Annotated in this window: 1 rRNA gene; it reads left to right on the forward strand. The window is 48.7% G+C overall.

Annotated features, from left to right (window positions below):
• Nucleotides 1-154 precede the first annotated feature (154 nt).
• Nucleotides 155-232, forward strand: a 5S ribosomal RNA gene (rrf, locus tag GCN78_RS29170); the annotation flags it as partial.

Here is a 232-nt window from a genome sequence, read left to right on the forward strand (position 1 = left end):
CGTACGGCTTGTCCCTATAACCTTAGCAGGTACAGAGGATAAGACGGTACAACGTTGTGAGTTTGTTGATACACCAATTCATTACCCCAATCTTTGCTTCTTCCAGATTCAGGCTTTGTCGCTCCACCGAGGACAAACGCCAGTACAAGTTATGCCTGATGACCATAGCAAGTTGGTCCCACCCCTTCCCATCCCGAACAGGACCGTGAAACAACTTTGCGCCGATGATAGT

It is taken from the genome of Janthinobacterium rivuli (assembly GCF_009208735.1).
Classification (GTDB): Bacteria; Pseudomonadota; Gammaproteobacteria; order Burkholderiales; family Burkholderiaceae_D; genus Janthinobacterium.